Annotated in this window: 21 protein-coding genes and 1 tRNA gene; 3 read left to right on the top strand and 19 right to left on the bottom strand. The window is 65.0% G+C overall.

Features of this window, described 5'->3' with window-relative positions; all coding sequences use genetic code 11:
• Position 1: 1 nt before the first annotated feature.
• The 10 genes from PDM29_RS00710 to thrS form a co-directional block, all read right to left on the bottom strand.
• A complete protein-coding gene (locus tag PDM29_RS00710; RefSeq protein WP_311192009.1) occupies positions 2-940 on the bottom strand; it encodes a DNA cytosine methyltransferase in 939 nt (312 codons plus the stop codon).
• Between the two features lie 190 nt (positions 941-1130).
• Positions 1131-1207 (bottom strand) — tRNA-Pro (locus PDM29_RS00715).
• Between the two features lie 67 nt (positions 1208-1274).
• Positions 1275-1631, bottom strand: coding sequence for a MerR family transcriptional regulator (locus PDM29_RS00720; protein ID WP_125361692.1), 357 nt, complete (start codon positions 1629-1631; stop codon positions 1275-1277).
• The gene (locus PDM29_RS00725) at positions 1612-1911 is read right to left on the bottom strand and encodes an integration host factor subunit alpha (RefSeq protein WP_005410432.1); all 300 of its coding nucleotides are present in this window, start codon (positions 1909-1911) and stop codon (positions 1612-1614) included. The genes PDM29_RS00720 and PDM29_RS00725 overlap by 20 nt, the downstream gene beginning before the upstream one ends.
• Positions 1912-1937: 26 nt before the next feature.
• A complete protein-coding gene (gene pheT / locus PDM29_RS00730) occupies positions 1938-4319 on the bottom strand; it encodes a phenylalanine--tRNA ligase subunit beta (protein ID WP_311192010.1) in 2382 nt (793 codons plus the stop codon).
• A gap of 10 nt (positions 4320-4329) precedes the next feature.
• Positions 4330-5325 (bottom strand): phenylalanine--tRNA ligase subunit alpha, encoded by a 996-nt coding sequence (gene pheS, locus PDM29_RS00735; protein ID WP_125362203.1) that lies wholly within the window; start codon positions 5323-5325, stop codon positions 4330-4332.
• A 154-nt stretch (positions 5326-5479) separates the two neighbouring features.
• On the bottom strand, positions 5480-5839 hold the full coding sequence (gene rplT, locus PDM29_RS00740) for a 50S ribosomal protein L20 (protein ID WP_003484828.1): 360 nt from the start codon (positions 5837-5839) through the stop codon (positions 5480-5482).
• A gap of 10 nt (positions 5840-5849) precedes the next feature.
• The gene (gene rpmI, locus PDM29_RS00745; protein ID WP_024868243.1) at positions 5850-6047 is read right to left on the bottom strand and encodes a 50S ribosomal protein L35; all 198 of its coding nucleotides are present in this window, start codon (positions 6045-6047) and stop codon (positions 5850-5852) included.
• 217 nt (positions 6048-6264) lie between these two features.
• Positions 6265-6804, bottom strand: a complete 540-nt coding sequence (gene infC, locus PDM29_RS00750; RefSeq protein WP_311193857.1) for a translation initiation factor IF-3 — start codon at positions 6802-6804, stop codon at positions 6265-6267.
• A 48-nt stretch (positions 6805-6852) separates the two neighbouring features.
• Positions 6853-8757: a threonine--tRNA ligase gene (gene thrS, locus PDM29_RS00755; RefSeq protein WP_311192011.1), complete on the bottom strand. Its 1905-nt coding sequence runs from the start codon at positions 8755-8757 to the stop codon at positions 6853-6855.
• A gap of 303 nt (positions 8758-9060) precedes the next feature.
• Here thrS and PDM29_RS00760 point away from each other — a divergent pair, with 303 nt between their 5' ends.
• The 3 genes from PDM29_RS00760 to PDM29_RS00770 are packed head-to-tail and all read left to right on the top strand — an operon-like array spanning position 9061 to position 11196.
• The gene (locus PDM29_RS00760; RefSeq protein WP_311192012.1) at positions 9061-9357 is read left to right on the top strand and encodes a hypothetical protein; all 297 of its coding nucleotides are present in this window, start codon (positions 9061-9063) and stop codon (positions 9355-9357) included.
• Positions 9357-9620 (top strand): hypothetical protein, encoded by a 264-nt coding sequence (locus PDM29_RS00765; RefSeq protein WP_282295068.1) that lies wholly within the window; start codon positions 9357-9359, stop codon positions 9618-9620. The genes PDM29_RS00760 and PDM29_RS00765 overlap by 1 nt, the downstream gene beginning before the upstream one ends.
• A gap of 10 nt (positions 9621-9630) precedes the next feature.
• Positions 9631-11196, top strand: coding sequence for a PepSY-associated TM helix domain-containing protein (locus tag PDM29_RS00770; protein WP_311192013.1), 1566 nt, complete (start codon positions 9631-9633; stop codon positions 11194-11196).
• A 348-nt stretch (positions 11197-11544) separates the two neighbouring features.
• Here the strand turns inward: PDM29_RS00770 and PDM29_RS00775 are convergent, their stop codons facing one another.
• The 9 genes from PDM29_RS00775 to PDM29_RS00815 form a co-directional block, all read right to left on the bottom strand.
• On the bottom strand, positions 11545-12714 hold the full coding sequence (locus PDM29_RS00775; protein WP_311192014.1) for a glycoside hydrolase family 18 protein: 1170 nt from the start codon (positions 12712-12714) through the stop codon (positions 11545-11547).
• Between the two features lie 320 nt (positions 12715-13034).
• On the bottom strand, positions 13035-15143 hold the full coding sequence (gene pnp, locus PDM29_RS00780; protein ID WP_311192015.1) for a polyribonucleotide nucleotidyltransferase: 2109 nt from the start codon (positions 15141-15143) through the stop codon (positions 13035-13037).
• Between the two features lie 151 nt (positions 15144-15294).
• Positions 15295-15555: a 30S ribosomal protein S15 gene (rpsO, locus tag PDM29_RS00785; RefSeq protein ID WP_005417886.1), complete on the bottom strand. Its 261-nt coding sequence runs from the start codon at positions 15553-15555 to the stop codon at positions 15295-15297.
• A 161-nt stretch (positions 15556-15716) separates the two neighbouring features.
• The gene (truB, locus tag PDM29_RS00790) at positions 15717-16625 is read right to left on the bottom strand and encodes a tRNA pseudouridine(55) synthase TruB (protein ID WP_311192016.1); all 909 of its coding nucleotides are present in this window, start codon (positions 16623-16625) and stop codon (positions 15717-15719) included.
• A gap of 45 nt (positions 16626-16670) precedes the next feature.
• Positions 16671-17066: a 30S ribosome-binding factor RbfA gene (gene rbfA, locus PDM29_RS00795; protein WP_311192017.1), complete on the bottom strand. Its 396-nt coding sequence runs from the start codon at positions 17064-17066 to the stop codon at positions 16671-16673.
• A gap of 121 nt (positions 17067-17187) precedes the next feature.
• Positions 17188-19821: a translation initiation factor IF-2 gene (gene infB / locus PDM29_RS00800; RefSeq protein ID WP_311192018.1), complete on the bottom strand. Its 2634-nt coding sequence runs from the start codon at positions 19819-19821 to the stop codon at positions 17188-17190.
• 95 nt (positions 19822-19916) lie between these two features.
• The gene (gene nusA / locus PDM29_RS00805) at positions 19917-21428 is read right to left on the bottom strand and encodes a transcription termination factor NusA (protein WP_125362312.1); all 1512 of its coding nucleotides are present in this window, start codon (positions 21426-21428) and stop codon (positions 19917-19919) included.
• A gap of 7 nt (positions 21429-21435) precedes the next feature.
• Entirely contained in the window at positions 21436-22026 is a 591-nt protein-coding gene (gene rimP / locus PDM29_RS00810) for a ribosome maturation factor RimP (RefSeq protein ID WP_125362313.1), read from the bottom strand.
• A 309-nt stretch (positions 22027-22335) separates the two neighbouring features.
• Positions 22336-25233, bottom strand: a complete 2898-nt coding sequence (locus PDM29_RS00815) for an autotransporter family protein (protein WP_311192019.1) — start codon at positions 25231-25233, stop codon at positions 22336-22338.
• Between the last annotated feature and the right edge of the window lie 555 nt (positions 25234-25788).

Below are 25788 nucleotides of genomic sequence, written 5' to 3' on the forward strand. Positions count from 1 at the left end.
GCTAGAAGATTGGTAACAACCCGCTCACGACGGCATGGAACAGCGGCGGCGGAACGGCATTTCCTACAACTGTGTATCGCATATCCAGACTGCCTCGCTTAGCGTCTGGAAAGACTAGATCACCAAATCCCTGAAGCCTTGCGGCCTCGCGGTATGAGAAGCGTCGAGCTGGGGAGTCATCGACGAATCTCCATACATTGTGCTCCAGCTTTACGAGTGCTGGACTGGACGGATGCAGGGGCATGTGACGGGCATTTGCAACAATGGTTTTGGAAAGCTCGTCCCATCCCCTCCGACGATCTCGGGACAAGTAGTACCAATGGAAGTCTCGTCCGTAGAACTCCCCCTCGGGCCATACCGGCATATCGCCAATTGCGTCACGAATGGTCACATACGGGAGTGGAGCATCAAGTCCGTGTGTCGGTTGAGGAAACTCATATTTGAAGTCCAGATCCTTGCGCGTGCCCACGATGAAGATTCGTCGCCTCTCCTGCGCCACTCCATGATCTGCAGCACTTAGCACATTGCAACTCACGTTGTAGCCCGCCCGCCGGAATGCAGCCAGCTGATTCTTTAGCAGATGCTTGTAGTTGGCCCGAACCATGCCAGAGACGTTCTCTACGACGAACGCTTTTGGTTTGATGGTCCGGAGCGCCCTCGCAAACTCAAGGTAGAGCCGATTGATGCCCCGTCCAGGCTCCCGCACGCCTCCCTGGCTGAATCCCTGGCAGGGATAGCATCCCACCAGGAGATCAGCAGCCGGAAACGAGCGAATTTGCGCTACATCGCAGAGCTGATAGTCAGTCAGGTCGTGGTTAGCTAGATAGACGTCCCTTGCGTAAGGGAGTACGTCATTTGCCATAAGGACGGAAAAGCCGGCCTTAATCAACCCGGCGTCGGAGCCGCCGCACCCGGAGAACAGAGAGACTGCAGTAGGCATTCTTAGGATGGGTCCGTGCGTGAACGGGAGGAGTGTAAAGCAACGGCGCAAACGTGGCCACAATTTCGAAAGCGATCTTGATTCCGCCCCAAGCGAAAGCTGCGGATAGGGTGGGAATAGGGTGGGAATAGGGTGTGAAAGAAAAAAGGCCCACGCATCCCTGCGCAAGCCTTTGATTTCTAACCAGCTTTGGTCGGGACGGCCGGATTTGAACCGACGACCCTCTGCCCCCCAGGCAGATGCGCTACCAGGCTGCGCTACGCCCCGATGATGCTGGTGTTGTCCCCGCCTTGCAGCGGGCCGACGAGTATACCCGTTTTGTGAAGAAATTGGATCAGCGGCGCAGCAGCTGCAGCACTTCTTCCAGTTCCATGCGGGTCTGCTTGATGATCTGGTTGCTCAGTGCCGACTCTTCGCGGGCACCCGCCCCTTCCAGACGCAGGCGCGCACCGCCGATGGTGTAGCCCTGCTCGTACAGCAGGCCCCGGATCTGCCGCACCATCAGCACGTCGTGGCGCTGGTAGTAGCGACGGTTGCCGCGGCGCTTGGCCGGCTCCAGGCTGGGAAACTCGGTTTCCCAGTAGCGCAGCACGTGCGGCTTGACGTCGCACAGCTCGCTGACTTCACCAATGGTGAAGTAGCGCTTGGCCGGTATCGGCGGAAGTTCGCGGTTACTGCCCGGATCCAGCATATGCCTCCACCCGCTCCTTGAGCTTCTGGCCCGGACGGAAGGTGACCACCGTACGGGCGGAAATCGGAATCTCCTCCCCGGTTTTCGGATTGCGACCCGGGCGCTGGTTCTTGCGCCGCAGGTCGAAATTGCCGAAGCCGGAAAGCTTCACCTGACGTCCCTGTTCCAATGCTTCACGCAGCACATCGAAAAACGCGTCGACAAATTCCTTGGCCTCGCGCTTGTTCAGACCGACTTCGTCGAACAGCTTTTCGGCCATCTCCGCCTTGGTCAATGCCATTGCCTGCTACCCCCCATGCTTCCCGCTCATCCGCGGATCCGGGCGTGGTGTTCACGCTCCATGGCAGCCACCGCCTCGGTGACCACCGCGTCCACGTCGCGGTCCGTCAGAGTGCGCGACTTGTCCTGCAAAATCAAGCCCATAGCGAGACTCTTGAAACCGGGCTCGACGCCCTGCCCCACATACCGGTCAAACAGGGTCACCTGACGCAGCATCGGGCCGGCGGCCCGGCGCAGGGTGGCTTCCAGGTCGGCCCAAGCGGCACCCTCCGGGACCAGGAAGGCCAGGTCGCGACGCACCGAGGGGAAGCGGGACAGCTCGCTGGCACGCGGCAGCTCACGGGCGGCCAGCGGGGCGAGGTCCAGCTCGAAGGCATACACGTCCACGTCGATGTCCATGGCCTGGGCCAGGCGCGGGTGGATCTGACCGATCCAGCCGATGGTCTGGCCGTCGCGCAGCACCTCGGCCGAGCGGGCCGGATGGCCGTACGGACGGGTCGAGGGCACGAAGGTCAGCACGGCACCGGAGGCGGCGGCCAGCGACTCCAGGTCGCCCTTGAGGTCATGGAAGTCGACCTTGCGGGTGGCCAGGCCCCACTGCTGGGGATCAGCCTCGCCGCACACGGCCACGGCCACGCGGGTGGTTTCCATGGGAGCCGGACGGTCGTCGCCAGCCTGAGGGTGGAACACCCGGCCCAGCTCGAACAGGCGCACGCGACCCTGCTGGCGGGCGGCATTGCGGCCCAGGGTGGCCACCAGGCCCGGCAGCAGCGCCGGACGCATCACCGCCAGCTCGGCCGAGAGCGGGTTGGCCAGGGCCACCACGTTCTGATCCAGCTGCCAGCTGCCCAGCAGGGCGGCGTCGACGAAGGCGTAGTTGATGGTTTCCTGCAGGTCGCGGGCGACCAGCTGGCGGCGCGTGCTGAGCTCGTCCAGACGGGTTTCGCTGGGCATGGCCACGCGCGCGGCACCGCCGGGCAGCGTGGTCGGAATCTGCTCGTAGCCGTGAATGCGGGCCAGCTCTTCGATCAGGTCTTCTTCGATGGCGATGTCGAAGCGACGGCTCGGCGCGGTGACCTGCCAGCCTTCGCCGGCAGCGGCCACATCCATGCCCAGCGCGCGCAGGATGCGCTCGACGTCGGCATCGGCAATCTGGATGCCGAGCACGCGCTGGATACGGGCGCGACGCAGGCTGATGACGGCGGCGACCGGAAGGTCGGCGGCGTTCACCGCTTCGGTCACCGGGGCCGGGGTACCGCCGGCCAGGTCCAGCACCAGGCGGGTGGCGTACTCGATGGCGGTGCGCGGCAACGCCGGGTCGACGCCACGCTCGAAGCGGTGGCCGGCGTCGGTGTGCAGGCCGAGCTTGCGGCCACGGCCCATGATGGCGGCCGGGGCGAAGTGCGCGGCCTCCAGGAACACGGCAGTGGTGTCGTCGGTGACGCGGGTGTCCCAGCCGCCCATCAGGCCGGCCAGACCGACCGGGCGGTCGGCGTCGGTGATGATCAGGAAGCTGTCATCCAGCGCGGCGTCGCGGCCGTCCAGCAGCTTGAGCTGTTCGCCAGCGCGCGAGCGGCGCACACCGATGCTGCCCTGCAGGGTGCCCAGGTCATAGGCGTGCATCGGCTGGCCCAGTTCCAGCATGACGTACTGGGTGATGTCGACCAGCAGCGACACCGGACGCACGCCGCTGCGGCGCAGGCGCTCGGCCATCCACAGCGGGGTGGCGGCGCGCGGATTGACGCCCTCGATCACGCGGCCCAGGTAGCGCGGTGCTTCGGCACCGGCGTTGAGCGCGATCTGCAGTTCACGGTTGCCCACTGCGGCGACCGGTGCGGCGTTGAACGGCACCACTTCGCTGGCGCAAGCAGCAGCCACGTCGAAGGCAATGCCGCGCACGCTGAAGCAGTCGGCGCGGTTCGGGGTGAGCTTGATCTCGATGCTGGCGTCGGGCAGACCGAGGTACTCGACCAGCGACTGGCCGACCGGGGCGTCATCGGGCAGTTCGAACAGGCCGGAGGCGTCGCTGTCCAGGCCCAGTTCCTTGGCCGAGCACAGCATGCCGTTGGAGTCCACGCCGCGCAGCTTGGCCGCCTTGATCAGGAAGTCACCGAACTTCGCACCGATCATCGCCAGCGGCGCAACCAGTCCGGCGCGGGCATTGGGAGCACCACAGACGATCTGCAGGTGCTCGCCCTGCCCGGCATCGACCTGGCAGATCTGCAGGCGGTCGGCTTCGGGGTGGCGTTCGGCCGAGACGATGCGTGCCACCACGACGTGGTCGAGCTTTGCCCCGAGGTCGGTGACCTCTTCGACTTCCAGGCCGATGGCGGTCAGCACCGCGCTCAGTTCATCGCGCGAAACCGTGGTGGGGACGTGGCTGCGCAGCCAGTTTTCAGAGAATTTCATGGATCACCGCTTACGCGAATTGCTTCAGGAAACGCACGTCGTTCTCGAAGAACGCGCGCAGGTCATTCACGCCGTAGCGCAGCATGGCAAAACGCTCCACGCCCAGGCCGAAGGCGAAGCCGGTGTAGCGCTCCGGATCGATGCCAACGTTGCGCAGCACGTTCGGGTGGACCATGCCGCAGCCGAGCACTTCCAGCCAGCGGGTGCTGCCATCGGGCTGCTGCCAGGCGATGTCCACTTCCGCGCCGGGTTCCACGAACGGGAAGTAGCTGGGGCGGAAACGCATTTCGAAATCGCGCTCGAAGAAGGCACGCACGAACTCGGACAACGTGCCCTTGAGGTCGGCGAAGGTGGAATGTTCGTCCACCAGCAGGCCTTCCACCTGATGGAACATCGGCGAATGGGTCTGGTCGCTGTCGCTGCGGTAGACCTTGCCGGCGGCGATCATGCGCAGCGGCGGCGCGTGGTCGCCCATGTAGCGCACCTGCACACCGGAGGTATGCGTGCGCAGCAGGCGGCCGTCGCCGAAATAGAAGGTGTCGTGCATCGCACGCGCCGGGTGGTGCGGCGGGAAGTTCAGCGCTTCGAAGTTGTGCCAGTCGTCTTCGATTTCCGGGCCTTCGCTCAGCTCATAGCCGAGGCGGCCGAAGATTTCGGTGATGCGCTCCAGGGTGCGGGTAACCGGGTGCAGGCCACCACGATCCGCGCGACGGCCCGGCAGGGTGATGTCGATCGCTTCAGCGGCCAGACGCGCGTCAAGCGCAGCGTTGTCCAGCACGGCCTTGCGCTCGCCCAGCGCGGCGCTGACGGCGTCACGGGCGAGGTTGATGGCTTCGCCAGCGGCTTTGCGCTGGTCCGCCGGCAGGCCACCGAGCTGCTTGAGCTGCGAGGTGATGCTGCCATTCTTGCCCAGCAGCGCCACGCGCAGGCCTTCCAGCGCGTCGGGACTCTGCGCGGCGGCCACGTCGGCCAGCGCCTGGGTGGTGAGGGATTGGATGTCACTCATGGATAAACGGGACCTCGCGTCGGTCGATCTTCGCGATGGACGCCGGGCCGACTCCCGTCGCCACAAAAAAGAATGGGGAAGGACTTGCGCCCTTCCCCATGCATTGCCTTACCCACAGCCGTTGCGCGTGAACGGCAACGGCAGGGGAATGGACTTATGCCGCCAGTGCGCCCTTGGCCTTTTCAGCCAGTGCCGCAAAACCGGCAGCGTCGTGCACGGCGATGTCAGCCAGAACCTTACGGTCCAGGGTGATGCCAGCCTTCAGCAGGCCGTTCATGAAGCGGCTGTAGCTCAGGCCGTTGATGCGGGCAGCCGCATTGATACGGGTGATCCACAGCGAACGGAAGTTGCGCTTCTTCTGCTTACGGCCGATGTAGGCGTACTGCTGTGCCTTGATGACGGCCTGCTTGGCAACGCGGAAGACCTTGCGGCGTGCGTTGTAGTAACCCTTGGCAAGGGTCAGGATTTTCTTGTGGCGGCGACGTGCCTGTACACCACGCTTTACTCGAGCCATGGTTCAGTCCTCAGAGGTAGGGAAGCATACGGGTCAAACGGCCTGCGTCTTCTGCGCGGACGTGGTTCGTCTGACGCAGGTTACGCTTCCGCTTGGTCGCTTTCTTCGTGAGGATGTGGCTGCGGTTGGCGTGGCCAGCCTTGAACTTGCCGGAGGCGGTCTTGCGGAAACGCTTGGCCGCCGCCCGGTTGGTCTTGATCTTGGGCATTGCTATGTCCTTGATGATGTTTTTTTACTGACCAGGGCGGTGGCTGTGCCACGCTTTCCGTCCGTGCCCTTGCCTGCTTTTAAGCCAGATTCCCCGATGGGAACCCGGCGGGTCCTTCACCCCGAAATACGGGGCCGCCCATTATGCACGACCCTTGGGAGGGATGCAAATGGTTGATTTGGGTGGGATTGGGGGCGTGCCGCCCCCGTTCATCCGGTTATTTCTTCTTCGGCGCGATCATCATGACCATCTGACGCCCTTCCAGACGCGGACGGGACTCGATCACGATGTCCTCGCCCAGATCGGCTTCGATCCGGTTGGCCATTTCGCGACCCAGTTCCTGATGGCTCATTTCACGGCCACGGAAGCGGATGTTGACCTTGATCTTGTCACCTTCTTCCAGGAACCCGCGCATCTTGCGCAGCTTGATCTGGTAGTCGCCTTCGTCGGTGACCGGTCGGAACTTCACTTCCTTGATTTCGACCTGCTTGGTCTTCTTCTTGGCCTCGTTGGCCTTCTTCTGCGCTTCGAACTTGAACTTGCCGAAATCCATGATCTTGCAGACCGGCGGATCGGCCTGCGGCTGGATTTCGACCAGGTCCAGGCCTTCATCTTCGGCCATGGACAGCGCTTCGTCGCGCGACAACACGCCAATCATTTCACCGTCACTGCCGATCACGCGGACGCGCGGCACACGGATTTCCTGATTCTTGCGGTTCTGTTTGTTGTCAGGGGTACTGATATTGCAATCTCCCAGAGGAATCAAACCGGCCCCGGACATAGCGTCCATAGGGCCGGGACTTGTTTATACAGACTGTTCTGCCTGCAACCGCTCGATGAAGGCCTGGACGGACATGCTGCCCAGATCCTCGCCGGAGCGCGTACGCACGGCAACGGCGCCGTTTTCCTTCTCCCGGTCGCCCACCACCAGCAGGTACGGGACCCGCTGCAGCGTATGCTCGCGAATCTTATAGCCGATCTTCTCGTTGCGCAAATCGGCGTTCACGCGGAAGCCTTGATCCGCAAGGGTTTTGCGGACCTCACTTACGTATTCAGCCTGGGCGTCGGTGATATTGGCCACCACCACCTGGGTCGGGGCCAGCCAGGCCGGGAACTGGCCGGCATGGTGCTCGATCAGGATGCCGATGAAGCGCTCCATCGAGCCGACGATGGCCCGGTGCAGCATGACCGGGTGCTTTTTCTGGCTGTTTTCGTCCACGTACTCCGCGCCCAGGCGGCCCGGCATCATGAAGTCGACCTGCATGGTGCCCAGCTGCCAGGTACGGCCGATGGCGTCCTTCAGGTGGTACTCGATCTTCGGGCCGTAGAAGGCACCCTCGCCCGGCAGCTCCTGCCATTCCACGCCGCAGCTCGCCAGGGCCGAGCGCAGCGCGCCTTCAGCCTTGTCCCAGGTGGCGTCGTCGCCCAGGCGCGACTCCGGGCGCAGCGCGATCTTGATCTGGATCTCGTCGAAGCCGAAGTGCTTGTAAACCGCCAGCGCCTGCTGGTGGAACGCAGTCACTTCCGATTCGATCTGCGACTCGGTGCAGAACACGTGGCCGTCGTCCTGGGTGAAGCCACGCACGCGCAGGATGCCGTGCAGCGCGCCGGACGGCTCGTTGCGGTGGCAGGAACCAAATTCACCGTAGCGGATCGGCAGGTCGCGATAGCTGTGCAGGCCCTGGTTGAACACCTGGACGTGGCCCGGGCAGTTCATCGGCTTGACCGCGTAGGTGCGCTTCTCCGATTCGGTGAAGAACATGTTCTCCTTGTAGTTGTCCCAGTGGCCGGACTTCTGCCACAGCGACACGTCCAGGATCTGCGGGCAGCGCACTTCGCCGTAGCCGCTGTTGCGGTACACCTTGCGCATGTACTGCTCGACCACCTGCCACAGCGCCCAGCCCTTCGGGTGCCAGAACACCAGACCCGGGGCTTCTTCCTGCAGGTGGAACAGGTCCTGCTGCTTGCCGATGCGGCGGTGGTCGCGCATTTCTGCTTCTTCGATGCGCTTGATGTACGCCTCAAGCTGCTTCTTGTCGGCCCAGGCGGTGCCGTAGATGCGCTGCAGCTGCTCGTTCTGCGCGTCGCCACGCCAGTACGCACCGGAAATGCGGGTCAGCTTGAAGGCCTTCAGGAAGCGCGTGTTGGGCACGTGCGGACCGCGGCACATGTCCACGTATTCCTGGTGGTAGTACATGCCCATGGCCTGGATGTCGTCGGACATGTCCTCGATCAGGCGCAGCTTGTAGTCCTCGCCACGGGCCTTGAAGATTTCGATCACTTCCGCGCGCGGCGTCATCTTCTTGATGACGTCGTAATCCTGCGCGATCAGCTCGCCCATGCGCTTTTCAATGGCGGCCATGTCATCCGGGGTGAACGGACGCTCGGAGTAGATGTCGTAGTAGAAGCCTTCGGCAATGACCGGGCCGATGACCATCTTCACGTCCGGGTACAGCTGCTTGACCGCATGGCCGACCAGGTGGGCGCAGGAGTGGCGGATGATCTCCACGCCCTCCTCGTCCTTGGCGGTGATGATGCGCAGGCTGGCATCGCGGTCGATGACGTCGCTGGCGTCCACCAGCACGCCATCAACGGAACCGGCGATGGTGGCCTTGGCCAGGCCGGCACCGATGGACTGGGCCACGTCCATGACGCTGACGGGGTGTTCGAATTCACGGCGGCTGCCGTCGGGGAGCGTGATCGCGATCATGTCTTTGGGATACGTAGATAAAAGAAAAGCGCCACGAAGGCGCCTGGGCAAGGGGCCGTCGGGGGACGTCAGCAGTGGGCGGTGGTAGTGCTCATGTCGCACGCTGGGCCGGCGCGTTGGCGCGGGCCACCTTGTTGCCTTGAATGGGATGGGGTGATCTTAAACCAAACCGGGACTTGGCAGGTAGAGCCGGGCTTGCCCGGCTGAATACGCGCCTGTGGCAGATGAAAACAGCAATGATTACCATGCGCAGCTTATGCCCCGCCGCGCTTCCCACGAGTTACCCCGCATGAGCCTGCCCGAATGAGCGCCGATACCCTGGCCACGCTGTACTGCGTGCTGGCCGGCGGCGCGTCCGCGTTCTCCGCGCTGGCCTTCTACGCCGCCTCCCCGCACTGCCGCTGGCCGCGCCTGCGTCGTGCTGGCCGAATGGGCCGGCAGATCGGCCTGGTCGCCTTTGCAACCGCGCTGTGGCTGTGGATGGGCCAGCTCGGGCTGGCCACGGGGCTGTGCGTGACACTGGGTGGCTGGATGCTGACCGCGCTGGTGCTGCCCTATCTGGCGGCCCGGACGCGCCCGGACGCGGAGGCACGCCGCTGATGTGGGCACGTGCACTGGCCGGCCTGTTGGCCGGCTTCTTCGTCGCCGCGGCTGCGGCCGGCCTGGTTGCCTGGCTGCCGCCGGGCCCCTGGCAGAGCGCCATCGTGGCCAGCATGATCGCCTTCATTCCGTTCTGGATGCTGGCGGCGCTGTGGGCGTTCGCGTTCCGCAACGGGTTGCGTGCGTGGGCGGGGCTCAGCGCCGCTGCCGCGCTGGGCTTTGGACTCCTGTGGCTGCTGCGCGGCCTCCAATGGGTGCAGTGAGGCCCGACCAATGAAATTCAGCTCGCTCACCCTGCGCACCTTCACCACCCTGCATACCTGGGTCGGCCTTGTAGCCGGCTTCGCCCTGTTCGTGGCGTTCTATGCCGGGGCCATCACCGTGTTCCACCACGACCTGCCGTTATGGCAGTCGCCGCAGGGCATGTCGCAACCGGCACAGACGCTGGATGACGCGCAGCGCCTGCTGGATGGCGTGCTGGAAAAACATCCGGATGCACGCAAGCACATCGGCATGACCTTCCCCGGCGCGGAAACGCCGCAGTCGGTGGCGTACTGGCAGAACGCACAGGGCACCTGGCTGTTCGCGTGGGCCGATCACGTCGATGGCAGCCCTACCCCGCCGCAGGCCGGGCTGGCCGAGCTGGTGAACGAACTGCACTACACCCTGGGCCTGCCGGTGGCCGGCATCTATCTGATGGGCGTGGTGAGCCTGCTGTACGGCCTGGCGCTGTTCTCGGGTCTGGTGATCCACCTGCCCAAGCTGCTGGGCGACCTGTTTGCGTTGCGCCCCAGCCGCAACTTCAAACAGATGTGGCAGGACGCGCACAACGTGATCGGCGTGCTCAGCCTGCCGTTCCACCTGCTGTTCGCGGTGACCGGTGCCCTGCTCTGTCTGGTGTTCCTGCAGCTGGCCGCACTGAACCCGCTGATCTATGACGGCAAGCTGATGCACGCGTTGCCGGCGGCGATGGACACTGCACCGATCCGCGCGCCGGCCAACGAGGCGGTACGCCCCGGCAGCCTGGCGATGCTGCATGCACGTTCGATTGCGGTCGCCAATGAAATGGGCCAGGCCGAGTTCGAGCCCGCTTACCTGAAGCTGGCCAACGCTGGCGATGCCAACGCCACCATCGAGATCACCGGTGACGGCGGCAAGGCGCTGGGCCCGTTGGGTGCGGTAGCGATGGACGCCAACACCGGCGAGGTGCTGCACACGCAGTTGCCGGGCCAGCGCGATGCCAACCACGCGACCCTGGCGGCCGCCTATGCGCTGCACTTCGGCGAGTTCGGCAACGGACTGGTGCCGTGGCTGTACTTTGCGCTTGGGCTGGGCGGTGCGTTCCTGTTCTACTCCGGCAACCTTTTGTGGATCGAGTCGCGGCGCAAGCGGCGCCAGCAGGTCCAAGGCCGGGCGCAGATCAACATGGCGCGGGCCACCGTTGGCGTGTGCATCGGCCTGTGCGTGGCGGTGTCGGCGGCGTTTGTGAGCGTGCAGGTGCTGGAGCATCTGGCTCCGGCCCACGCCGAGACCGGCATGCGCTGGACCTGCTTCGTGGTCTGGGGTGGTTGCGCGCTGTGGGCGGCGCTGCGTGCGCCGGCCAAGGCAGCAGTGGAGCTGCTGTGGGCGGCGGCCATCGTGACCGCACTGGTGCCGGTGGCGCATGGTGCAATGAGCGGGCTATGGCTGTGGACCAGCGCGCAGCACGGGTACTGGCCACTGTTCTGGGTGGATGGCGTCGCCCTGGCGATGGCGGTCGGGTTTGCGGCGATGGCACGGGCCACGCGTAAGCGCGCCCTGCATGGCGATCCGAACAGCGTGTGGGCCATCGCGCGGTGACAGGCGACGACACGCATGGCGTGTCGCTACGCGGATGCCGGGCCCATGCGCGGATGATCGATCGCGCGTGATGCCGGGCCATGCGCGGATGATCGATCGCGCGTGATGCCGGGGCGGTAGAGTCGGTCGATAGACGACTGCCGACAGGAATCCAACGCCCGGGAACGCATGACCGGGGATCGGAGAGGTTTGCCCGACAGGGTCCATGCGTCAATGCGCCGATCACCGTTATCGGCAGTCGTCTATCGACCGACTCTACCGCCACCCATCCCGTGCGTTCCGTCCATCCCCGCCCATTCGCACGCTGGTTCACCCGCCCGCACAGACAGCGAACAGCGCCCCCTTCCCTCAGCGGTACGGAGCTGCCATCGCCTTCAGCAGGCTGCCCTGATCATCATCGCCAGTCAGCTCCCAGGTAAACACGCCGCGCAGGTTCTGCGCCTTCGCGTAATCGGCGCGGATGCCAATCGAAGTTTCATCCTCATAGCTGACGAACACCTTTTCGACCGGGTTGTACAGCCACGGGGCCTGCGCCACCGGATGCCAGTGCCGCTGCCAGCCAGGCTTGCCCAGCAGTTCGGCGCGGATGCGCCGCCAGTCGCCGGCGTCGGCCGGGGCGCTGTACGACTGGTACAGGCCGTTGTTGGCATCGGTACTTACCTTGAATCCACGTCCGTAGAACGGCACACCCAGTACCAGCTTGTCGTCCGGTACGCCTTGCTCGCGGTAGTAGCGCACCGCGCCTTCCACGCTGTTCCAGCGGCGCTGGGTGGGCACCAGCGGGTCTTCCGGTACCTCCCGCAGCGGCGCGTTGAAGGTGGAAACCTTGGAGAACCCGGTGCCCATGTCGTAGGTCATCAGGTTGATGAAATCGAGCGCCTGGCCGAGCGCTTTCAGTTCATAGCTCAGCGCCGGATCGTAGGGACCATCGGTCTGCACACGACCGGCCGGCAGTGCCGCAGTGAGCAGACGATGCGGACCGCCGAGCGCATCCAGCTGGCGACGGAATTCCTGCACCAGCAGGGTCATGTTGCGGCGATCTTCGGGACGGTCGGTGATCTCAAGCGGGCCGCCGTAGACCGGGAACTCCCAGTCGATGTCGACGCCGTCGAAGCTGCCGGCGTGTTGCTTGAAGAACATCGCTACGCAGGAGGCGACGAAGCGCTGGCGGCTCTCCTCGGTCAGCGCGGCGTCCGAGAAGCCGCCCGCGTTCCAGCCGCCGATGGAGATCATGCTGGTGAGCTTGGGATGCTCGCGTTTGAGCGCAGCGAGGGACTTGAAGTGCTCTGGTGCGTTGGCGTCCACCACGCACTCCCCGTTCTCAATGCGGGCGAAAGCGTAGAACAGGTGGGTGAGCGTGTCTGCCGGGATGTTGGCGATCGGGTAGCGCTCGGCGGAGCCGCCGGGGTAGTAGGCACCGATGACCTTGGCTGCCGGCGTATCGGCTGCGTGCAGTGGGGTCGATGACAGCGAGAGAGTGAAGAACAGCAGAGCTGAAAGCGGCGATGCACGGAACATGGCGGGCTCCACGGGACGCAGGATCACGAAAGGCGAGGTAGGGTCGGTCGATAGACGACCGCCGTGAAGTGTTCAACGCTCGGTAACGCATGACCTTTGGACGGAATAGCGTCGCTCCGTTCCGTGGTCATGCGTTAAAGAACGGATCACCGTTATCGGCGGTCGTCTATCGACCGACCCTACCAGTTCCCGGCCGTCTGTCCAACGTCTCCCACACGCCGGCCGTCCAGCCATTCGCCCAACCGGCGATCCCGTGATCCATCCAAAAAGAAAAAACGGGCCGAAGCCCGTTTTTTCATTGCAACGATGACGCCAGCCGATTATTCGGCCGAAGCGCCTTCGCCTTCTTCCACGGCCTTCATGGACAGGCGGATACGGCCCTGCTTGTCCACTTCCAGCACCTTGACCTTGACCACGTCGCCTTCCTTCAGCTTGTCGCCGACCTTCTCGACGCGCTCGCTGGAGATCTGCGAGACGTGGACCAGACCGTCCTTGCCCGGCAGGATGGTGACGAACGCACCGAAGTCCATGATCTTGGCGACCTTGCCTTCGTAGATGCGGCCCGGCTCGACGTCCGAGGTGATCTGCTCGATGCGCGACTTGGCAGCCTGCGCAGCGATGGCATTGACCGAAGCGATGACGATGGTGCCGTCGTCCTGGATGTCGATCTGGGTGCCGGTTTCCTTGGTGATGGCCTGGATGGTGGAACCACCCTTGCCGATCACTTCGCGGATCTTGTCCGGGTGGATCTTGATGGTCAGCAGGCGCGGCGCGTAGTCCGACAGCTCGGCACGCGGGGCGGTCAGGCCGTGGGCCATTTCACCCAGGATGTGCAGACGGCCAGCCTTGGCCTGCTGCAGTGCCTGCTTCATGATTTCTTCGGTGATGCCTTCGATCTTGATGTCCATCTGCAGGGCGGAGATGCCCTCAGCGGTACCAGCGACCTTGAAGTCCATGTCGCCCAGGTGATCTTCGTCACCCAGGATGTCGGACAGGACGACGAAGCGGTCGCCTTCCTTGACCAGACCCATGGCGATACCGGCAACCGGCGACTTCACCGGCACGCCGGCGTCCATCAGAGCCAGCGACGAGCCGCAGACCGAGGCCATCGACGAGGAGCCGTTGGATTCGGTGATTTCCGAGACCACGCGGATGGTGTACGGGAAGGCTTCCAGCGACGGCATCACAGCCAGCACGCCGCGCTTGGCCAGACGGCCGTGACCGATTTCGCGACGCTTCGGCGCGCCGAAACGGCCGCACTCACCCACCGAGAACGGAGGGAAGTTGTAGTGGAACAGGAAGTTTTCCTTGTACTCACCGGCAACGGCGTCGATGACCTGGCCGTCACGCGCAGTGCCCAGGGTGATGGCGACGATGGCCTGGGTTTCACCGCGGGTGAACAGCGAGGAACCGTGGGTACGCGGCAGCACGCCGGTCTTCACGGTGATCGGGCGGACGGTGTCCAGTGCGCGGCCGTCGATGCGGACCTTGGTGTCCAGCACCGAGTTGCGCATGGTGCTGTATTCCAGCTCGCCGAACTCCTTGGCCAGCTCGGCACCGTTCCAGCCTTCAGCGGCGACGCGGCCGGCCAGCGATTCGGTGACGTCCTTCTTGATGGCGGCGATGGCGTCGCGGCGCTGCAGCTTGTCGCGAACCTGGAAGGCTTCGCCCAGACGCGGGCCGATGGCTTCCTTCAGCGCGCTGATCAGCACGTCGTTCTTCACCGGGGCAACCCAGGTCGACGGCTTGGTGCCGGCTTCCACGGTCAGCTCGTTGATGGCGTTGATGACCTTCTGCATTTCGCGGTGACCGAAGGTCACGGCACCCAGCATCACGTCTTCAGACAGCAGCGCGGCTTCGGATTCGACCATCAGCACGGCGTTGGAGGTACCGGCCACGACCAGTTCCAGTTCCGAATCCTTCAGTTCGGTCACGGACGGGTTGAGAATGTACTCACCGTTCTTGTAACCGACCTTGGCAGCACCGATCGGACCCTTGAACGGGGTACCGGCCAGCGACAGGGCGGCCGAAGCACCGATCAGGGCGGCGATGTCACCGTCCACGTCCGGGTTCAGCGACATCACCGTGGCGATGATCTGCACTTCGTTGCGGTAGTCTTCCGGGAACAGCGGACGGATCGGGCGGTCGATCAGACGCGAGATCAGGGTTTCCTTCTCGGTCGCGCGGCCTTCGCGCTTGAAGAAGCCACCCGGGATGCGGCCACCGGCGTAGAACTTTTCCTGATAATCAACGGTCAGCGGGAAGAAGTCCTGGCCTTCGCGCGCGCTCTTGGCGGCGACGGCAGTGACCAGCAGCACGGTGTCGTCCATCTTGACGATGACGGCACCACTGGCCTGACGGGCGATTTCGCCGGTTTCAAGCGTGACGGTGTGCTTGCCGTACTGGAAGGTTTTGGTGATTTTTGCCACGGGGGATTTCCTTGGATGATGCTGTCTGCGAATGGACCGCCGGCGACCCTTGCCGCCTGCGGGTGACCGGCTGTTCCGGTCCAGGCAATGTGATGCGGTACTACCAAAACAAAACCGCGGCGCATTCCTGCGCCGCGGTCGGGGTTCTTGCTTAGCGACGCAGGCCGAGCTTTTCGATCAGGGCCTTGTAACGCTCGACGTCCTTCTTCTTCAGGTAGTCGAGCAGGCTGCGGCGGCGGTTGACCATCTGCAGCAGGCCGCGACGGCTGTGGTGATCCTTCTTGTGGGTCTTGAAGTGGCCGGTCAGCAGTTCAATGCGGGCGGTCAGCAGGGCGACCTGGACTTCCGGGGAACCGGTGTCGGCGGCGCTGCGCTTGTTGTCTTCAATGACCTTCTGGGTGTCGATCGACATGTCTTTTTCTCTTTAGATGCGTGGCCCGCAGAGACGCCCCAGTGGCGTACCGCGTGACTCGCCGTGAACGGAAAGATGAACCCGCAGATGCGGGCTGCCTTGAAAAGGCCGCGAAATTGTAACGGTCGGGGGGCTTGGGGACAAGCGCCGGGTGCGTCAGGTCACAGGTTGAAGCGCCGCTGCGGAGCCAGCAGACCGGTCTCATCGACCTGTCCAAGGCCCTGTATCTGGCCCTCCGGCCCATACACGGCCACTCCGCCCTGCGCCCAGTCTGCGTTGCGCAGGCGCTGGCCCATGCAGAAGCGCCGCGCCTGTTCAGCATCCAGTTCAACGCGGGGGTAATGCGCCAGACCTTCCGCCAGCGGCAGCAGCAGTGCGTCCAAGGCGGCCTCGTCGCCCTGCTCCACCAGCTGGCGCAGGGTGTCGAGGGTGACCATGGGCGCGTCGCGGAACGGGTCCACCCACAGCCGCCGGAGGCCGGCGATATGCGCGCCGCAGCCCAGGGTTTCGCCCAGGTCACGGGCAATGCTGCGGATGTAGGTACCTGAACCGCAGGTCACGCGCAGGCTCAACCGCGTCGGCTGCTGGTCCAGCACCTCAATCGCGTGTACCTCGACCTCGCGCTCCGGGGCCTCGATGGCCTCCCCGCGGCGGGCCTTCACATACAGCGGCTCGCCGCCTTGCTTGAGCGCGGAATAGATCGGTGCGCGCTGTCGTATACGGCCCTTCAAGGGAGCCAGGGCGGCCTCCAGCTGTGCGGGGCTGATCGTCGGCACCGGGCGTTCACGCAGCACGGTGCCGTCGGAATCATCGGTGTCGGTGGTCTGGCCCAGCACCACTTCGGCGTCATAAGCCTTGGCCGAGCCCAGCAGCAGGCCGGCGATCTTGGTCGCCTCGCCAAAACACAGCGGCAGCAGGCCGGTGGCCAGCGGGTCGAGGCTGCCGGTATGGCCGCCCTTCTCGGCGCGGAACAGGCGGCGGGCCACCTGCAGCGCGGCGTTGGAGCTCATGCCGGTCGACTTGTCGAGCAGCAGAATGCCGTCCAGGCGGCGGAACGTGATTCGATTCATAGAATAGGTGCAATACAAAAACGCCGGGCGGTGCCCGGCGTGGTATCAGTTGGCGTCGTCTTCGCCGTCGGCCTTGCGGGATTTCTCAGCCGCCAGCGTATCGGGCAGATCACGCAGCAGGTTGTCGATATGCTCGCCGCGATCCACCGAATCGTCGTAGTGGAAGTGCAGCTCCGGCACGTGACGCAGCTTCATCGCACGCGCCAGATTCATACGCAGGTCCCACGCGATTTCTTTAAGACCCTTGACCGCTTCCGCCGAACGCTCCGGCATCAGCGCGGTGACGAAGACCTTGGCATGCGCCATGTCACGGGTGATTTCCACGTCCGAAACACTTACCGACGGCAGCCCGTGTTCGCGCACCGCGTTGTGCACGAGGGTTCCCAGTTCACGGCGGAGCTGGGCGGAAACACGGTCAGTTCGATGGAAGGTTTTGGGCACAGGAAGCTCTTGATTCTGGGGCCGCCCGACCAACGGTCGGGCGCTACCGGGGATACATGTCCGACCCAACCACGGGCCGGTATTCGCGGTAGGGCCCGACCGTTGGTCGGGCCCCGGGGCATTACAGGGTACGCGGCACTTCGATACGCTCGAAGCATTCGATCTGGTCGCCGGCCTTGACGTCGTTGTAGGCCTTCACGCCGATACCGCATTCGGTACCGTTGCGGACTTCCTCGACGTTCTCCTTGAAGCGACGCAGCGATTCCAGCTCGCCTTCGAACACCACCACGCTGTCGCGCAGGACGCGGATCGGCTTGCTGCGCTTGACCACGCCTTCGATGACCATACAACCGGCCACCGCACCGAACTTGGAGCTGCGGAACACGTCGCGGACCTGGGCAATACCGATGATCTCTTCGCGGATCTCCACGCCGAGCAGACCGGAGGCCACCTGCTTCACCTGATCGATCACGTCATAGATGATCGAGAAGTAACGCAGGTCCACGCCATTGGCTTCGATGATGCGACGCGCGGAGGCGTCGGCACGCACGTTGAAGCCGATCACGGTGGCCTTGGAAGCCACGGCGGAGTTGGCGTCCGACTCGGTGATGCCGCCCACGCCGGAGTGGATCACGTTGATGCGGATGTCGTCGTTGGACAGCGCGACCAGTGCCTGGCTCAGCGCCTGCACCGAACCCTGCACGTCGGCCTTGATCACCAGGTTCAGCACCTGCTGGCCATTGCCCTTGCCCAGGGTCGCCATGATGTCTTCCATGCGGCTGCCGGCGGACTGGACCATGCGCGATTCACGGCGCTTGGTATCGCGCTGCTGCGCGACGTCCTTGGCCAGACGCTCGTCGTCGACAACCACGAAGTCATCGCCGGCATCCGGCACGCCGGACAGACCCAGCACCTGCACCGGAATCGACGGGCCGGCGCTGTCAGGCTGCTTGCCGGTTTCGTCGAACAGCGCACGCACGCGGCCGTACTGGATGCCGCACACCAGGTAGTCGCCCTTCTTGAGCTGACCCTGCTGCACCAGCACGGTGGCGATCGGGCCACGGCCCTTGTCCAGCGAGGACTCGATGACCACGCCGCTGGCGCGGCCTTCGGATACGGCCTTCAGTTCCAGCAGTTCGGCCTGGATCGAAATCGCGTCAAGCAGATTGTCGATGCCGGTACCGGCCTTGGCGGAGATTTCCACCATCTGGATGTCACCACCGAAGTCTTCGGCCACGACCTGCTCACCGAGCAGTTCGTTCTTGACCCGCATCGGGTCGGCACCGGACTTGTCGATCTTGTTGATCGCCACGATCAGCGGCACACCGGCCGAACGCGCGTGCTGGATGGCTTCCTTGGTCTGCGGCATGACGCCGTCGTCGGCTGCCACCACCAGCACCACGATATCGGTCAGCTTGGCACCACGGGCACGCATCGAGGTGAACGCGGCGTGGCCCGGGGTATCCAGGAAGCTGATCACACCCTTCGGCGTTTCAACGTGGTACGCACCGATGTGCTGGGTGATGCCACCGGCTTCGCCACCGGCAACCTTGGTGCGGCGGATGTAATCCAGCAGCGAGGTCTTGCCGTGGTCGACGTGACCCATGATGGTCACCACCGGCGGACGCTGCACGGCATCGCCCTGCGCGCTGTCGGTCGCTGCCAGCAGTGCGTCTTCGGCATCGTTGCTGTCGGCACGCACGGCCTTGTGGCCGAGTTCTTCGGTCACCAGGGCAGCGGTGTCGTGGTCGATGGTCTGGGTGATGGTGGCCATCACGCCCATCTTGAACAGCGCCTTCACCACTTCGCCGCCCTTCAGGGCCAGCTTCTGGGCCAGATCGGCCACGGTGATGGTTTCGCCGATGGCGACTTCACGCACGACCGGTGCGGTCGGACGCTCGAAGCCATGGCTGCCCGAGCCGCCACGCGACTGCTCGTTGCCACGACGGCCCTGCTGGCCACGCGCCGCCGGACGGCCACGCGAGTTGCTGTTGTTGCCACGGCGGGCGCGATCGGCGGCCGACAGGTGCAGCTGGCCGGCGAAACGGTTACCACCGTCGTCGTCGCGCTTGTTGCCACCACGGTCGTTGCCGCGGTTGCCACGGTCGTCACTGCGCGGGGCCGGACGCGCCGGCGCAGCAGCGGCCGGAGCCGGGCGTGCGGCACGTGCAGGTGCTTCGGCAGCCGGTGCCGGCGCAGCCTTTTCCACCGGCGCGTTGCGCGCGGCATCAGCGGCGGCTTCGGCAGCCTTGCGCTCAGCTTCGATGCGGTCTTTTTCAGCCTGCTCTTCCTGGCGCTTGCGGGCGATTTCCTCGTCGCGCAGGCGGTCCTTCTCGGCCAGGGCACGCTGTTCGTCCAGATTGCGCTGGCGGGATTCCTCCAGCTTGCGCAGGATGTCGGCACGCTCCTCATCCGGCGTCATCGCCTTGCCACTGGCGTCCTTGGTGTAGGTGCGCTTCTGGCGGACTTCGACGTTGACGGTGGTCTTGCTGCGACCGGCGCTGACCGTCACTTCCTGCAGCTTGCGACGGTTCAGGGTGATCTTCTTGGCTGCTTCGTCAGCGCTTTCGGCCGGCGTTTCCGCCTTGCCATGCGAACGACGGAGGAAGCCCAGGAGCTTCACCTTCTCGGTGCTGGTCACGACCTGGTCGGGACCGCTGAACTTCATGCCGGCGTCGGCAAGCTGTTCAAGCAGTTTCTCGACCGGCGTGTTGACCAGTTCGGCGAGCTTGCGGATGGTGGTTTGCTGCGACATTCGGATCCTATGATCTGGTTGGCGCGCCTCCGAAACGGACGAAGGCAGCGCGGAGTCTAAGCCCTGAGCGGGTCAGGGCACTGTTCATCGCTGGCTCATTCGCCGCGCTCCAGGCGGGCGATCTCCTCGGCTCGGGCGGCCATCACCAGGGCGGCGGCGCGCTCCTGGTCCATGCCTTCGATGCCGAACTCGAGGATCTCGTCGGTCGCCAGGTCCGACAGGTCCTCACTGGTGCGCACGCCGTGGCCGGCCAGGGCGTAGGCGGTTGCCTCGTCCATGCCTTCCAGGGCGAGCAGGTCGGCGGCCGGCAGGCCGTCTTCCAGTCCCTCTTCCACCGCCAGCGCTTCATTGAGCAGCGCGTCGCGGGCGCGGGCACGCAGTTCTTCCACGATGTCTTCGTCGAAGCCTTCCACGGCCAGCAGTTCGCCGACCGGCACGTAGGCGATTTCTTCCACCGTGTTGAAGCCTTCGGTGACCAGGATGGCGGCGATTTCCTCGTCCACTTCCAGCTTGTCCATGAACAGCTGGCGGGCCACGCCCTGCTCGGCTTCCGACTTGGCGGTCACCTGGTCCTGGGTCATCACGTTGAGCTGCCAGCCGGTCAGGCGGCTGGCCAGACGCACGTTCTGGCCGCCCTTGCCGATCGCCTGGGCCAGACGCTCTTCAGCGACAGCCAGATCCATCGAGTGCTTTTCCTCATCGACGATGATGGACTGCACTTCGGCCGGAGCCATGGCATTGATGACGAAGTTGGCCGGGTTGTCGTTCCACAGCACGATGTCCACGCGCTCGCCATTGAGCTCGTTGGACACGGCCTGCACGCGCGAACCGCGCATGCCGATGCAGGCACCGATGGGATCGGTACGGGCGTCGTGGGCGAGCACGGCGATCTTGGCGCGGTCGCCCGGATCGCGGGCGCAGGCCTTGATTTCCACCAGGCCCTGGCCGACTTCCGGCACTTCCAGCTTGAACAGCTCGATCATGAATTCCGGGGCGGCGCGGCTGATGAACAGCTGCGGGCCACGCGGTTCCGAACGCACTTCGGCCAGGTAACCGCGCACGCGGTCGCCGGCGCGCAGCACGTCGCGCGGAATGCCCTTGTCCTTCGGAATGAAGGCCTCGGCGTTGCCGCCCAGGTCCACATAGATGTTGCCGCGCTCGGCGCGCTTGACCACACCAGTGACCAGTTCGCCGACGCGGTCCTTCCAGGCGTCCACGACCTGCTGGCGCTCGGCTTCGCGCACGCGCTGGACGATGACCTGCTTGGCGGCCTGCGCCGCGATGCGGCCGAAGTCCGGGTTTTCGATCTGCTCTTCGATGTAGTCGCCCACTTCCACGCCGTCGGCTTCGTCCACGGCATCCATCAGACGGATCTGACGGTCCGGCGATTCCATCACGACGTCATCGGCCACCACTTCCCAGCGGCGGAAGGTTTCGTAGGTACCGTCCTTGTGGTCGATCGACACGCGGGCCAGCACTTCCTGGTCCGGGTAACGCTTCTTCGCGGCCGAAGCCAGTGCGGCTTCGATGGCCTCGAAGATCACTTCACGCGGCACGCCCTTTTCATTGGCGACCGCATCCACTACCAGCAAAAGTTCCTTGCTCATCGGCTGCTTACTCCGCGCGCGGCTTCTTGGCCGCCGGCTTGTTGGTTGGTTTCTTGCTCGCCTTGTCACCCTGCTTGGGTGCCGGGCCAGTCGGCTTGCTCGGAGCCAGGCCAAGGGCGGCCCAGTCCGGCATGATGCGTGCCTTGTCGATGTTCTCGACATCAGCGGTGAACTGGAAATTGTCGACCTGGAAGGTGACGGTGCCCTGCTCCGCGTCCACGGCGAGAATCTCGCCCTGCAGACGACGGCGGCCGTCCTGCGGCAGTTTCAGGGTGACCTTGGCCGATTCGCCGATGGCACGCTCGAACTGTTCAAGGGTGAACAGCGGACGGTCCACGCCCGGCGAGGACACTTCCAGCGTGTAGTTGGCGCTGATCGGATCTTCCACGTCGAGCTGCGCGGAGACTTCACGGCTCACGCGTTCGCAGTCGTCGATGTTGACGATGCGGTCGGGCTGTTCGGCCACCGGCACGTCGATGTACAGGCGCAGGGTGGCACCACCGGGCGCGGTGAGATACTCAACGCCCAGCAGCTCCAGACCCAGCGACTCAACGGTGGGGCCGAGCAGGTTCGCGATTTCAGTTGCCTTGTCGCTCACGTTCTGCCTTGATTCGTAAAAAAGGGGCTGGCAAACCAGCTTCCGGAAACAACAAAGGGCCCGCTGGGCCCCTGTCCGGTACAACTCCGGTCATGCTGGATTCCGGCAGCAGCCACGCGTGTACGCGATGCTGCGAGCCCAGCTGCCCGGGGGGTCACGACTACCTGGTTGGAAGTCGCACGGCCCGGAAGCCGGTCGCGGGACAAAGCACCATTCACAGAATGGGGCCAATCAGGTAGTCCGCTAAGCCACTGATGATAGCCGTTGCACCGCACTGGTGCAACGGGTCCCACCCGCCGGCAGACAGGTTCACCAGCGCACCCGGGCCCCGACCACGGCATTCCACGCCTCCCAGCCCTCGTTGTTGAAGCGCCCCTGCCAGTAGCCCTCGCCATACAGGTCCCAGCCCTTGCCGAGCCGGGCGCTCAGCCCCGCGCCGGCGCGCCAGGCGCGCCCGTAGTGGTCGGTACGGAAGGTGACGCCGCTGATGTCCAGCTGGCCGCCGTCGTCGAAGCCCTCCAGATAGTCCAGCCGCAGCCAGGGTTCCCAGCGCCGTTCGGCCAGCCCCTCATCGGGATTGCGGTACAGCCGCACGCCCAGCCGCCCCAGCCCGGCCGACTCTGATCGACCGGCCACGCGCAGCCCCTCGCTGTCGCTGAACGGGTCCACGGTGATGTCCTGCCAGGCCAGCTGCAGCTGCGGCTCGAGGCCCCAGGCTGAGCCACCCAAGCTGAACGGCCAGCCGGTTTCCACTGACGCCAGCCAGCGACTGCCGCGCGGTCGCGCGACCTCCACCTCACCCTCCATGTCCACCCGTTTGCGGCCCTTGGCCACGCCGTAGCCGCCCTGCAGGTCCACGTACATGCCGCCGGCCGACATCCAGGTGCCGATCAGCATCCAGGTCCGGGTGTCGACGCGCAGGTCCGCCTCGGCATCGCGCAGCTCCGGTTCCTGTCCGGCCCGTCCCAGCGTGACGGCAGCCCCGATACGCCACACGCCACTGCCCTCGGACGGGACCAGCGCCGACCCGCCCAACTGCAGGGCCCGATAATCCTGGCGCATCGCGTAGCCGTACTCGGCGAATGACAGATGTGGCGCAAAGCGCGCACGGCCGCCGTGGGCACGCAGGAACATCTCGCTGTCCTGCCGGGTGTCCTGCCCGTCATCCGCACGGCGCACCTCGCCGAGGCGGCGATGCAGATTATCGAGGTCGTCCCACCCGGTGCTGATGAGGCCGTTGAGCATGGCGAGATAACCCGGAACCTGTGGCGCGAGCTCGTAGCGGCCCTCTTCTTCGCCGGCACCGACACCGCTGCCGCCTCCGCTACCGCCACCACCAGTACCGCCACCGGTGCCGCCCCCGCTGCCACCGCCAGTGCCGCCACCTCCGCCACCAGTGCCGCCGCCTCCACCGGAACCGCCACCATCGCCATCTCCCCCACCCGGAATTACAACCACTCCCGGCGGCAGCGGAATGGCGGTTTCGTATCCTCGCTGCAGTCGGTAGTCCCAGTAGCCGCCCGGATTGCCCACCAGGTTCTGCGCCGGCGAAGCGGCCCCGTTGGCGGCTCCCGGACCGTAGGCATACAGGCGGTAGCGGAACGGCGTACCGCCGGTAACGTACGGGCGCGCCAGGAGAAACGCCGACGCGGTGGACTGCCCTGACACCTGTATCAACGACACGCCGGCGTCCGGGCCGTGATACGCCGCCGAAGCGCCGGTGGCGGTGCCGGAGGTCGCGGTGACGACCACACCGGTGAGCCCACTGGCGTCGCCCCGCACCAGCAGTCGGTCGGCGCGCTGGTTGGCCAGGGCCCCCTGATGCGCTTCGTTGACCGATGCGCCCAGGCGGATGGCCCCGAGGCCGTGGTAGCTGCCGCTCACTTGCAATACGTTGCCGAAGTTGACGCCGTCGGTGGCGGCAATCACGGCGCGGTTGTCGAGACTGCCGACGATGTCCAGCGCGCCCGGTGACGGCGACCACGCCACAAGCCCGGAACCCACCGCCAGGGTGCCGTGATTGCTGACCGCCCCTTCAATACGGCTGCCGGTGCCGGCCAGCGTCGTGCTGGTGCCTATGTCGACTGTGTTGCCAGAGAGCACAGCGCCTTGCAGCCCCGGTGCGCCCAGCCAGAGCTGTCCGGTCGTAACAGTGGTCGCCGTGGCTTCGGTACGTCCGAGCAGGCTCCAGCGCTGCGCATCGACGTTCAAGCTGGCGAACTGCAGAAAATCGTTACTGGCCACGCCTTCACCATGCAGCACGATACGACTGCTGCCGGCCCCATAGGCGCTACCGATCAGCAAGGCACCGCTGTCCTGGGTGAGCGTGCCATTGCCGGTTTCGAAGCGCAGCGAGTAGGTACCACCCTGGATCAGGCCGGTGTTGTTGATGGCGGCGGTACCGTTGGTCATGCTGATCCCTACCGTGCCGGCGCGGATCGCGGCACCCTGCTGATTGATCACGGTGCCACCGGAATTGGTGGTGACGCCGACGCCGGTACTGGCCTCCACGCGCCCGGCATTGATCAGCGTCACCCCGCCATTGACCAGGTTGACGCCATGGGTGGTGCCGCTCACGACGGCCGTGTTGGCATTGATGACATCGCCCGCACCGCCTTCCACGTGCAGTGCCTCACCGTTGGTGGCTTCAATCAGGCCGGCGTTGAGCAGACCGTTGCTGCTGTTGATCAGACGTACTCCGTAGTTTCCACCGACCACTTCGGCACCGGCAGCGTTGAGCAGAAAACCGCCGGCGCGAAGCTCCAGGCCTGGGCCAACGCTCGCGGCGATCCGCCCTTCATTGGTGACTGTAGCCGCGCTGTTGATGGCGGTGAATCCGCCGCCCACGCCCTGCACCACCGCGCCGATGTGGTTGTGGAAGGTTTCGCCGTTCTGCAGGCGCACGGCGAATACGTTGGGATCTGCGCTGATGAGTTGACCGTAGTTGTCCAGCGTCCAGCGGAAGTTCTGGCCGACCAATGCTTCGCCGTTGGTGGTGTTGACTGTGGTGCCGGCGGTGACCTGCGCGGTGGCGGCGTTGGAGCCGGGTTCGCTGTCTAGGTTGACGGTGGTGGTGCGGGGGGTGTCTACCACGACCTGGGCGGCGGCCAGGCATGGGGTGATCAGCGCTAGAGCAAGCGCATTGCGCGCCAGTGACGGTGGTCGCGTTCCTTGCCTGACAGCGGCGGGCAGAGCCGATGCACGCATGAGGCGTCTCCTTGCGGGGGAGCCTCGATTGCAGCGGCGGGGGAATCAACAGCGGATGAAAACTGCCCGCTAGAGGTCACATTTTCAAGCAGACCAGTAAAAGTACTTAGGGATTTTCAGGGCTATCACGCGTCAGAGCTCCAGACTGAAACGTCGTCGTCGCGGTCGAACCGCAGCATGTCCAGATCGTCGTTGAAACGTACGCGCTTGTTCACTGCGGCGACCTCGCCTTCTGCGCGAAGGATCGATCCGGGCAGGCGAGCAGCCGGGCGGGCAGACCCTCTGTTCAACGACAGCCGCGGCCGTGGCTTCGCCTGTAGCTGCGGCTTTGGGGGTGGCGGTGGCCGTGAGCGCTGGTTTACGTTGCTCGCCCAACTGCGGGCCTCTAAGGGTTGAGAGCGTTCGGCCAGGCGGACACGAGTTGCTTCAGGATGGGAGCGCCCCGTTTGACTCATGGCGCGTGACTGGGTTCGTGGCGTTGCTCTAGCCAATCCCACTGCAAAGCCCCCCACCGCTGCGGCGACCGCCAGTCCTGCACCCACGATAGCAAGCGCA

Origin of the sequence: Stenotrophomonas oahuensis (assembly GCF_031834595.1) — a bacterium.
Classification (GTDB): Bacteria; Pseudomonadota; Gammaproteobacteria; order Xanthomonadales; family Xanthomonadaceae; genus Stenotrophomonas; species Stenotrophomonas oahuensis.

Excerpts from the sequence above, each read along its gene's own strand:
- PDM29_RS00710 (WP_311192009.1), bottom strand. The coding sequence starts at position 940 with ATGCCTACTGCAGTCTCTCTGTTCTCCGGGTGCGGCGGCTCCGACGCC.
- PDM29_RS00720 (WP_125361692.1), bottom strand. The coding sequence starts at position 1,631 with ATGCTGGATCCGGGCAGTAACCGCGAACTTCCGCCGATACCGGCCAAG.
- PDM29_RS00725 (WP_005410432.1), bottom strand. The coding sequence starts at position 1,911 with ATGGCATTGACCAAGGCGGAGATGGCCGAAAAGCTGTTCGACGAAGTC.
- pheT (WP_311192010.1), bottom strand. The coding sequence starts at position 4,319 with ATGAAATTCTCTGAAAACTGGCTGCGCAGCCACGTCCCCACCACGGTT.
- pheS (WP_125362203.1), bottom strand. The coding sequence starts at position 5,325 with ATGAGTGACATCCAATCCCTCACCACCCAGGCGCTGGCCGACGTGGCC.
- rplT (WP_003484828.1), bottom strand. The coding sequence starts at position 5,839 with ATGGCTCGAGTAAAGCGTGGTGTACAGGCACGTCGCCGCCACAAGAAA.
- rpmI (WP_024868243.1), bottom strand. The coding sequence starts at position 6,047 with ATGCCCAAGATCAAGACCAACCGGGCGGCGGCCAAGCGTTTCCGCAAG.
- thrS (WP_311192011.1), bottom strand. The coding sequence starts at position 8,757 with ATGATCGCGATCACGCTCCCCGACGGCAGCCGCCGTGAATTCGAACAC.
- PDM29_RS00760 (WP_311192012.1), top strand. The coding sequence starts at position 9,061 with ATGAGCGCCGATACCCTGGCCACGCTGTACTGCGTGCTGGCCGGCGGC.
- PDM29_RS00765 (WP_282295068.1), top strand. The coding sequence starts at position 9,357 with ATGTGGGCACGTGCACTGGCCGGCCTGTTGGCCGGCTTCTTCGTCGCC.
- PDM29_RS00770 (WP_311192013.1), top strand. The coding sequence starts at position 9,631 with ATGAAATTCAGCTCGCTCACCCTGCGCACCTTCACCACCCTGCATACC.
- PDM29_RS00775 (WP_311192014.1), bottom strand. The coding sequence starts at position 12,714 with ATGTTCCGTGCATCGCCGCTTTCAGCTCTGCTGTTCTTCACTCTCTCG.
- rpsO (WP_005417886.1), bottom strand. The coding sequence starts at position 15,555 with ATGTCGATCGACACCCAGAAGGTCATTGAAGACAACAAGCGCAGCGCC.
- truB (WP_311192016.1), bottom strand. The coding sequence starts at position 16,625 with ATGAATCGAATCACGTTCCGCCGCCTGGACGGCATTCTGCTGCTCGAC.
- infB (WP_311192018.1), bottom strand. The coding sequence starts at position 19,821 with ATGTCGCAGCAAACCACCATCCGCAAGCTCGCCGAACTGGTCAACACG.
- nusA (WP_125362312.1), bottom strand. The coding sequence starts at position 21,428 with ATGAGCAAGGAACTTTTGCTGGTAGTGGATGCGGTCGCCAATGAAAAG.
- PDM29_RS00815 (WP_311192019.1), bottom strand. The coding sequence starts at position 25,233 with ATGCGTGCATCGGCTCTGCCCGCCGCTGTCAGGCAAGGAACGCGACCA.